Source organism: Idiomarina sp. UBA4206 (genome assembly GCF_002383015.1).
Taxonomy (GTDB): Bacteria; Pseudomonadota; Gammaproteobacteria; order Enterobacterales; family Alteromonadaceae; genus Idiomarina; species Idiomarina abyssalis.
In genome coordinates, this window is record NZ_DFTS01000054.1 from 1,608 (window position 1) to 9,595 (window position 7,988).

The window sequence follows — 7,988 nt, forward strand, 5'->3', positions numbered from 1 at the left end:
GTCTCTGCTCTCAGGGTTTTGCTTTAACTGAGCCTGTACAAATTCCAGCAGTTTTTCCGATTTCGCATTAAATAGATGCAGAGAGTTTACCGCAGCCGGCTCTAAGTCACCTCGCTTAAGGCCTTTAAGAATCACTCTTGCGGATATTTCGTGATCGCCCAGGTGCTTGAGGGCTGCGGCATAACTTAAACGAACGGTTGCATCAGCACGTTGCTTACTTGGTAAGCTGCGCCACTCGTTGTAGAGCATTTCGTTACTTTTACGCCCTTCAGCAACAAAGCGTTCGAAATACACCTGATACTCAAGGCGTTCGAACTCAGCTGGAGCAAGGTCAGTTACCTGGCGAAGCTCCGGCAAAAGATCCTTAAGTTGCTGCCAGTTTCCCGATGCGCTAAATACGCGGTAAGCCAATTTCAATACGTTAGCCGTATGAGGTTTTGTTTTTAAAAGGCTTTGGATTTTGCGGTCAGCTTCTGCCGGGTTCACTCTAACCTGTTGCTCAATAACGACCAATTGTAAGAGTGTGTCGGAGTTTTCATAAAAACTGCCGGCTTCTTCCTGCCAGTAGGTTGCTTTACCAGCGTCTTTATCAAGACAGGCGGTAGCGGCAGTTAATGCCGCAAGGTTATTATCAGGCGCCTTTTTATAGGCTTTGGCAAAGCTCTCGGCGGCTTTATTGGGTTCATCATTGAGTAACTCACGAATACCCTGCTGATACATTGTCTGGGCTTTGCGCTCGCTGCGATTGGCCAGCCATTTTCGACCCTGGCGAGTTTTACTCAGCAGCCGACGCAGTAACGACCAAACAACGGCCAACACAGCAACAGCCACAACAGTTACCACAAATAGACCGACAACGGTTGTCTCAATGGCAACGCCAGCAAACTGAACCAGAACGTAACCCGCGTTACCAGAGGCCATGGGGCCAATAATGGCACCTAATATAATGATAACAACCAGCGCAATGATCCACTTCATGACGCATCTCCCTGCTCAATTGTCTGAGCAATGAAGTCCAGTGACTCAAGCTGATCGAGGCTTTGCTCTTCAAAGTCCTCGCGGCTTAGTGCCTGAATGCGGGATACGACATCTTGCGTGGCCGCTTTATCGCCTTTTACTTCTAAAATCAGTTCTGATAACTGCTCTAGATAACGTTGCCATAATTGTTCGTTGTTCTTAACTGCGGCTTGCTGAGCCAGAGTAAAGGTTAACTGAATTCGCTCGTTAATTGCTGTGCGCTGAGTGACATTTAATAAAGGCTCCGGGTCACTTTCTACCGGCTGAATGCGGATAAAGTTATCAAGGAACGACTGCCAGTTAGCACTCAGGTTAGTTTGCCAGTCGTTAACGTCGTCGCTGACGGCCTGAGTGTCAGAGCTGAGACGCTGCTGATTGTTATTTACTTTATCCGGTAAGTCAGCCACCCGCTGCTGAAGCCCCACTAGCTGTAAAGCCAGATCAGTGTTGTCGGCTTCTACTATGGCATTAACCCGCTCAATATCTCCTGCTAATTTTTCGCGGGTACGAATGGCGTCCCGGTTGTCGATACCCACTAACTGCTGGTCCGCAAGCTTTAAAAGTCTAAGCGCCGCTTTGTAGTCTTCCTGGCTCCACATCATTCGTGCTGCGGCTGATAGCGTTTGTTTAATTTCCACTAAGCGCCAGTAAGCTGCTTTTTCTGCCGGCGTTTTACGGACATCATCGCGTAAATCTTCCAGGCTTTGGCGTAGATTGGTGAATTCGCGTTGTAACTGCTGATCGGTATTACTGAATTTATCGAGTTCCCGTGCCTGAACGGTGCTTTGCAGTTGTTGCTCTAAATTGGCGACTGAGCGTTCCAATTGGTTAAAACGAGCGTCAATCGGGTCCTGTCTTGGTTGCTCTACAACCTGCTCAGCGTCCGCGTTAAATATAGCGGGGAAGCGAGTGTAACCCAAGTAGGCTGCAGCCGCTATAGCCACTAAAATAACGAGCCACATTAATCGCTTAAAGAAGCGCCCACTACTTTTCTCTGCCGTCAGCGTCTCTTCTTCGGGTTGATCGTTGTTCTGGTCATTATTCTGTAACTCGTCGTTCTCTACTCTATTCTCTTCAGTCATGAGTTTTTCCATCCGCTATTAGCGCATTCATTAATATGGCGTCCGCTGCACTGCCTGTTACTTTGATACTGTCTGATTGTCCAAAAGGAATCAAACCTTTCAAGCGGTGACTTGGCACTATCCACTGACAATTATCCAGCCATGTCTTTGCCGAGCTTGGCATTGATGACAGAAAGTATCCCAGTTGCTCAGCACTTGTAACTACTATAGTACCTACTGATTTTATCCACTGTTCAATAAGTTCGGGATCATTCAATGTGAGTTGTTTCCTGCGGTAAACTTCCCAGTAGTCAACGGATGCGCCTCGTGCCCGTAGCGCATCGGCCAGTAACTCACGTCCGCCCTCACCCCGAATAATTAACCAGCTTTGCTGTTCCAGCTTTTGCAGCTCAGCCAAGTCCAGCAACCCCTCGGACTGATGTATAAAAGTAGGGCAACTTACCGGCGTGTTTAAGTGCTTTGCAGCAAATGAAGCCGTACCGGGGCCAACGGCATAATATTTAGAGGGAACATCGGTAAAGCCAGCTTTTGCAGCGTAATGTGCCGCGTTTTTGCTGACAACAACAATACCATCCCAATGCCGTTGCTTAAGATCGGTTAACTGCTTTTTATCCAAAGGCAGGGGCTCTATTTCAATAAAACTGTGAACAAAGCACTCTCGGCCGGTCTCGCGTAACTGGCGAGTGAAGGCGTCCGGCATATTACCCGGACGCAGCAGTAAAACCGCTTTATGACTGACTGGATTCACTGTCATAGACTGCACTTAAAATTTCGGCTGCACCTTGTTTAAGTAACCGCTCAGCAAGCTCTGAACCTAATTCTTCCGCCTTAGACGCCGGGCCGCGCACTTCATCTCGAAGTACTTTACCACCGTCAGGCTCGCCAACCAGGCCGCGTAAGTAGACGTTGTCGCCTTCCAGTTCAGCATAAGCACCAATAGGCACCTGACAACCACCATCCAGACCGCGGTTCATTGCACGTTCTGCTAATACTCGTGTACGGGTTTCCTGACATTGCAGTGGCGCCAGTAAGGCCTTCATTTCGTCGTCATCGCTGCGGCACTCAATGCCCAGTGCACCTTGTCCGTTAGCCGGTAATGACTGCTCCACCGGAATAAAGGAGGTAATACGGTCGCCAAGCTCTAATCGAATTAAGCCTGAAGCGGCCAGGATAATGGCATCAAATTCACCGTCATCCAGTTTGCGTAAACGGGTCTGAACATTGCCGCGTAAATCTTTTATGACTAAATGCGGAAACTGCTCTTTAACCTGGCAACGACGACGCAAACTACAGGTTCCGACCACGGCGCCTTCCGGCAGTTCATTAAGGTTTTTGTAGTTGTTGGATACAAAAGCATCACGCGGATCTTCGCGTTCACAAATGGTGTGAAGCTCCAGCCCCGGCGGGAACTCAACCGGTAAGTCTTTCATGCTGTGTACGGCAATATCCGCACGCCCTTCCAGCATGGCAACTTCCAGTTCCTTTACGAATAAACCTTTGCCGCCAATCTTTGCCAGCGGGGTATCCAGAATGACATCGCCTTTGGTAGACATAGGAACCAGCTCTACCGACAGGCCCGGGTGCAGCTCTTCAAGGCGCTGTTGAATGTGTTCAGCCTGCCATAAAGCCAGCTTGCTTTTGCGTGTTGCAATTCTAACGCGTTGGGTCATTCGTTTTCCTTTACGACGATTAATGACTTTTTGGGTATCTGGTGCGATGATAGGCACCAGAGAAACCCAAACGGAATACCTATAGTTTAGCGATGTTTAGTCGAATTGTAATCAAGACGCTGGTGCTATCAGCCATTTTAATGACTTTAGTTGGTTGTGGTCAGAAAGGACCACTGACGCCTGAGCCTATGCCAGAGCAAAATACACCTGCAGAGCCGCCGGCGGAAGATAAAGAATGAGCGAATTAATTGACTATAAAAATGGCCAGTTTCACATCGAAGGTTGTGATGTTGAGAGCCTGATTGAGCGTTTTAGCTCGCCTTTGTATGTCTATTCTAAAGGTCAAATTTTAAAAAATTGGCGCGAGTTTCAACAGTACTGGCCAACCCCTCACAAACTTTGCTACGCGGTCAAAGCTAACAGCAACTTAGCTATTTTACAGCTACTGGCTGAGCACGGTGCCGGGTTCGATATTGTGTCCGGTGGCGAGCTTCAACGCGTACTCATGGCTGGTGGCAAAGCGGAAGATATTGTCTTTTCCGGTGTGGCTAAGTCAAAAGATGAAATCATTATGGCGCTGGAAGCGGGCATTGGCTGCTTTAACGTGGAATCCGAGGCGGAGCTTGAGCGTATTCAGGACATTGCTGCTGCCATGGACAAACAGGCATCAGTATCGTTAAGAGTGAACCCCGACGTTGATGCCAAAACGCATCCGTACATTGCCACAGGCATGAAAGCCAACAAGTTTGGCATCAGCATGTCACTGGCCAAGCCGGTTTTTCTGAAAGCGCATAGCCTGCCTAATATTAACTTAATTGGTGCGGATTGCCATATTGGCTCGCAGATAATGACAGCCGAACCTTTTCTTGATGCGGCTCAGCGTATGTTTAATCTGGTGGCAGAGTTGGAAAAGGACGGTATCAACTTAACCCACCTGGATTTAGGTGGCGGTTTTGGTGTGGCGTATCAGCCGGAAGAGCCTTTGGATAAAGCCTTTTATTTAAAAGAACTGGTTAAGTTAGCCGAGAATTACCCACAAATCACTTTGGTACTGGAACCCGGACGCGCTATTACCGCAGACGCCGGTGTTTTGCTAACTACAGTGGAATACATTAAACCCTCAGACGATAAGAACTTTGTGCTGGTAGACGCCGGCATGAATGACTTATTACGTCCGTCTTTGTATCAGGCCTGGCACGACATTCTGCCGGCACACGAGAACAAACGCGGCGGCGACCAACTAAACGATGTGGTGGGACCGGTGTGTGAAACCGGAGACTTTTTCGGACACGCGCGGCATTTGCATGTGCAGCAGGGCGATGTACTTATCGTCAAGCATGCTGGTGCTTATGGCTTCACCATGGCATCAAATTATAACAGCCGAGGCCGTCCGCCCGAGGTTTTGGTCTCTGGTGAAAATGCTACACTTATCCGCGAGCGAGAGAGCTTTAATGATCTTGTCCGGGGCGAGCACTTGTTACACCAGGAAGGCCAATAAAATGTTATTACATTTTTCAAAAATGCACGGGCTCGGCAACGACTTTATGGTGGTGGATAATGTCACCCAGAATTTATATGTGAATCCGGACCAAATTCGTCGTTGGGCAGACCGGCATACAGGCATTGGCTTTGACCAAATGCTGCTGGTTGAACCACCCTATGACCCCGACCTGGATTTCCATTATCGTATTTTTAACGCAGACGGCAGCGAAGTCGCGCAATGTGGTAACGGAGCCCGCTGTTTCGCAAAGTTTGTCAAAGCCAAAGGCTTAAGCAATAAAAACCATCTTAAGGTCAGTACCAAAGCGGGCAAAATGGTTCTGCATTTAGAAAAAGACGGGCAAGTAACGGTGGATATGGGCGAGCCCTTATTCGAACCGGCGGCCGTGCCTTTTAAAGCGCAAAAGGCGGAACAGACTTACGTTTTACGAGTAAAGGATGAAACCGTTTTGTGCGGCGTTTTGGGGTTAGGCAATCCGCATTGTGTTATTGCCGTGGATAACGTCGATACGGCACCAGTGCAGACTCTTGGTGCTGATTTAGCTGAGCATGAGCGCTTTCCGGAAAGTGTGAATGTGGGTTTCATGCAGAAAATATCGGCGGATGAAATAAAACTGCGCGTATTTGAGCGTGGGGTCGGTGAGACCATGGCCTGTGGCAGTGGCGCCTGCGCTGCGGTTGTCGCGGGCATTCAACAGGGTTTACTGAACGAACGGGTAAAAGTCAGCTTGCCGGGTGGAGATTTGCTTATTCGCTGGCAACAAGGGCATCCGGTTAAAATGACCGGCCCCGCAGAATTGATTTACGATGGACAAATGGTGTTATGAGTAGCGAATCGAACATAATGGCAAATGAGCGGCTGGACGATAGCCTTATCAGAGAATACTTACAAGAGAATCCTGATTTTTTCACGCGAAACGATGATCTGCTGACTCAACTGCAGTTTCAGCACAGTGAAAAAGGAGCGGTGTCGTTAATAGAGCGTCAGCAACAGAAGCTGCGTTTGCGCGTGAATCAACTGGAAGAAGAAATTACCGAGTTGATGATTAACGCACGTCGTAACGAGGCTATTTTTTCGGCTTACAGTAACTTGTATGTTCGCCTTCTGCGTTGCCAAAGCCTGACTCAGGTACTGGAAGAGCTAGAAAACACCTTTGAAAATGAGCTGGAAATGCCGGCCTTGTCACTCAAGTTCTTCGACAGCCTTGTGGAGCTGGATGAGCAATACAGCTTTGCTTCCGACACTCACAAAAAGCTGTTGAGCAAGCGCTTTAATGACAGTTCTATTTATCTTGGGCGTTTAACCGAGCAGGAACATAAGCTGTTGTTCCAGGACGAAGACATAGCCTCAGTTGCTTTACTGCTGCTGGGCGACAACGGTGAGTTGGGTATGCTGGCGGTTGGCAATACCAATGCCAGCCACTTTGAGCCGGCAATGGATAAATTATTGATCAATCAGCTACAGGCTCTGCTAAGTGCATTGTTACCGGGGCTACTGAAAAACCATGAAGCTGCATGACTGGCAGCAAAAATGGATGCAACAACTGCAGGGAGAGCGAGGGTTAGCAGAGCTGACGTTGAAGAACTATCAGCGTCTTATTGCCGCTGACCTGGCTGCTCTTGAACTGCAAAAAATAACTGAACCTAAAGCGCTGCGTGTGCCTGTTATTGAGCGGCTTTTAGTTGGCTGGCGCCGCAATGGTCTGGGTGAGCGTAGTATTGCTTTAAAACTATCGGCGTGGCGGACATTTTGCCAGTTCATGGTGGAATCTAACGCTATGGATGATAACCCCGCCATGTCGGTATCAGCTCCGAAGATCCCCAAACGCTTACCCAAAAACCTCGATGTGGACAGTATTTCCCATTTACTGGATTTACCCACAGATGATGACCTGGCGATTCGCGATGCCGCCATGATGGAGCTGTTGTATGCCAGTGGTATTCGTCTGGCTGAGCTGGTCAACCTTGATCGAGATGACATTGATCACCGTATGATGCAGTTAAGGGTAACGGGTAAAGGCAGCAAAACGCGCATTGTGCCCTTTGGCCGCTGCGCAGAAAAAGCCTTAAAGAAATGGCTGTCAGTCCGTCAGTCCTGGCTTAACGAAAAGCCCGAGCTGGCGCTATTTGTCAGTAAAAGGCTGCAGCGTATTAGTCCGCGTACTGTGCAGCAGCGGCTGAATTACTGGGGTAAGCAGCAAGGTGTAGTAGGTGACTTGCATCCGCATAAACTGCGGCATTCATTTGCTTCTCACATGCTGGAATCCAGTGGTGACCTGCGTGCTGTGCAGGAAATGTTAGGGCACGCTAACTTATCCACAACTCAGGTGTATACACATTTAGATTTTAAGCGTTTAGCCAGTGTTTATGACAGCGCCCACCCGCGTGCCCGGAAAAAATCGACCTAAATTTAACTCAATGAGAGTAATGCGTTATGCAGTTTCATCGCCGTTGGTATTTGCCCAAAGTCATTAGTTTTGATTTAGACGACACACTGTACGACAACGTGCCGGTTATGCAGCGCGCAGAGAAAGCGGTGCATAACTACATTACAGAACAATTTCCGCAAACCGCTGAGTGGGATTAGCACCACTGGCGTCGTTTTCGTGACGAAGTCAGCCGAACCGATCAAGCTCTGGCCAGCGATATGACCAAGCTTCGACTGAAAACACTGGAGTTAGGGTTAAAAAAGTTCGGTATTGGTGACGTATCAAAGGCC

The 7,988-nt window shown here is 48.6% G+C and carries 10 protein-coding genes; 6 read left to right on the forward strand and 4 right to left on the reverse strand.

The window, feature by feature from the left end; genetic code table 11:
* The 4 genes from B3180_RS11120 to hemC form a co-directional block, all read right to left on the reverse strand.
* Positions 1-978: heme biosynthesis HemY N-terminal domain-containing protein (locus B3180_RS11120; protein WP_286844537.1), on the reverse strand; the 978-nt coding region annotated here is incomplete at its 3' end.
* Positions 975-2,099, reverse strand: coding sequence for a uroporphyrinogen-III C-methyltransferase (locus B3180_RS11125; protein ID WP_278358963.1), 1,125 nt, complete (start codon positions 2,097-2,099; stop codon positions 975-977). The genes B3180_RS11125 and B3180_RS11120, both read right to left, overlap by 4 nt.
* Positions 2,092-2,853, reverse strand: coding sequence for a uroporphyrinogen-III synthase (locus tag B3180_RS11130; RefSeq protein WP_278358962.1), 762 nt, complete (start codon positions 2,851-2,853; stop codon positions 2,092-2,094). Before B3180_RS11130 ends, B3180_RS11125 begins: the two co-directional genes overlap by 8 nt.
* Complete coding sequence (hemC, locus tag B3180_RS11135) at positions 2,828-3,769, reverse strand: hydroxymethylbilane synthase (RefSeq protein WP_222236032.1); 942 nt, start codon at positions 3,767-3,769, stop codon at positions 2,828-2,830. Before hemC ends, B3180_RS11130 begins: the two co-directional genes overlap by 26 nt.
* A gap of 92 nt (positions 3,770-3,861) precedes the next feature.
* Here hemC and lptM point away from each other — a divergent pair, with 92 nt between their 5' ends.
* Genes lptM through B3180_RS11165 form a run of 6 tightly spaced genes read left to right on the forward strand, consistent with a single transcriptional unit; the run spans position 3,862 to position 7,856 of the window.
* Positions 3,862-4,008 (forward strand): LPS translocon maturation chaperone LptM, encoded by a 147-nt coding sequence (gene lptM / locus B3180_RS11140; RefSeq protein WP_126783178.1) that lies wholly within the window; start codon positions 3,862-3,864, stop codon positions 4,006-4,008.
* A complete protein-coding gene (gene lysA, locus B3180_RS11145; protein WP_278358961.1) occupies positions 4,005-5,267 on the forward strand; it encodes a diaminopimelate decarboxylase in 1,263 nt (420 codons plus the stop codon). The genes lptM and lysA overlap by 4 nt, the downstream gene beginning before the upstream one ends.
* Position 5,268: 1 nt before the next feature.
* Positions 5,269-6,096, forward strand: a complete 828-nt coding sequence (gene dapF / locus B3180_RS11150; protein ID WP_278358960.1) for a diaminopimelate epimerase — start codon at positions 5,269-5,271, stop codon at positions 6,094-6,096.
* Positions 6,093-6,788 (forward strand): DUF484 family protein, encoded by a 696-nt coding sequence (locus B3180_RS11155; RefSeq protein WP_278358959.1) that lies wholly within the window; start codon positions 6,093-6,095, stop codon positions 6,786-6,788. Before dapF ends, B3180_RS11155 begins: the two co-directional genes overlap by 4 nt.
* The gene (locus B3180_RS11160) at positions 6,775-7,677 is read left to right on the forward strand and encodes a tyrosine recombinase XerC (RefSeq protein ID WP_224798444.1); all 903 of its coding nucleotides are present in this window, start codon (positions 6,775-6,777) and stop codon (positions 7,675-7,677) included. Before B3180_RS11155 ends, B3180_RS11160 begins: the two co-directional genes overlap by 14 nt.
* Positions 7,678-7,703: 26 nt before the next feature.
* Positions 7,704-7,856: a hypothetical protein gene (locus tag B3180_RS11165; RefSeq protein WP_286844546.1), complete on the forward strand. Its 153-nt coding sequence runs from the start codon at positions 7,704-7,706 to the stop codon at positions 7,854-7,856.
* Positions 7,857-7,988: the final 132 nt, after the last annotated feature.

Bases quoted from the DNA above. Each gene is read 5' to 3' on its own strand.
- B3180_RS11125 (WP_278358963.1), bottom strand. From the start codon at position 2,099: ATGACTGAAGAGAATAGAGTAGAGAACGACGAGTTACAGAATAATGAC.
- B3180_RS11130 (WP_278358962.1), bottom strand. From the start codon at position 2,853: ATGACAGTGAATCCAGTCAGTCATAAAGCGGTTTTACTGCTGCGTCCG.
- hemC (WP_222236032.1), bottom strand. From the start codon at position 3,769: ATGACCCAACGCGTTAGAATTGCAACACGCAAAAGCAAGCTGGCTTTA.
- lptM (WP_126783178.1), top strand. From the start codon at position 3,862: ATGTTTAGTCGAATTGTAATCAAGACGCTGGTGCTATCAGCCATTTTA.
- lysA (WP_278358961.1), top strand. From the start codon at position 4,005: ATGAGCGAATTAATTGACTATAAAAATGGCCAGTTTCACATCGAAGGT.
- dapF (WP_278358960.1), top strand. From the start codon at position 5,269: ATGTTATTACATTTTTCAAAAATGCACGGGCTCGGCAACGACTTTATG.
- B3180_RS11155 (WP_278358959.1), top strand. From the start codon at position 6,093: ATGAGTAGCGAATCGAACATAATGGCAAATGAGCGGCTGGACGATAGC.
- B3180_RS11160 (WP_224798444.1), top strand. From the start codon at position 6,775: ATGAAGCTGCATGACTGGCAGCAAAAATGGATGCAACAACTGCAGGGA.
- B3180_RS11165 (WP_286844546.1), top strand. From the start codon at position 7,704: ATGCAGTTTCATCGCCGTTGGTATTTGCCCAAAGTCATTAGTTTTGAT.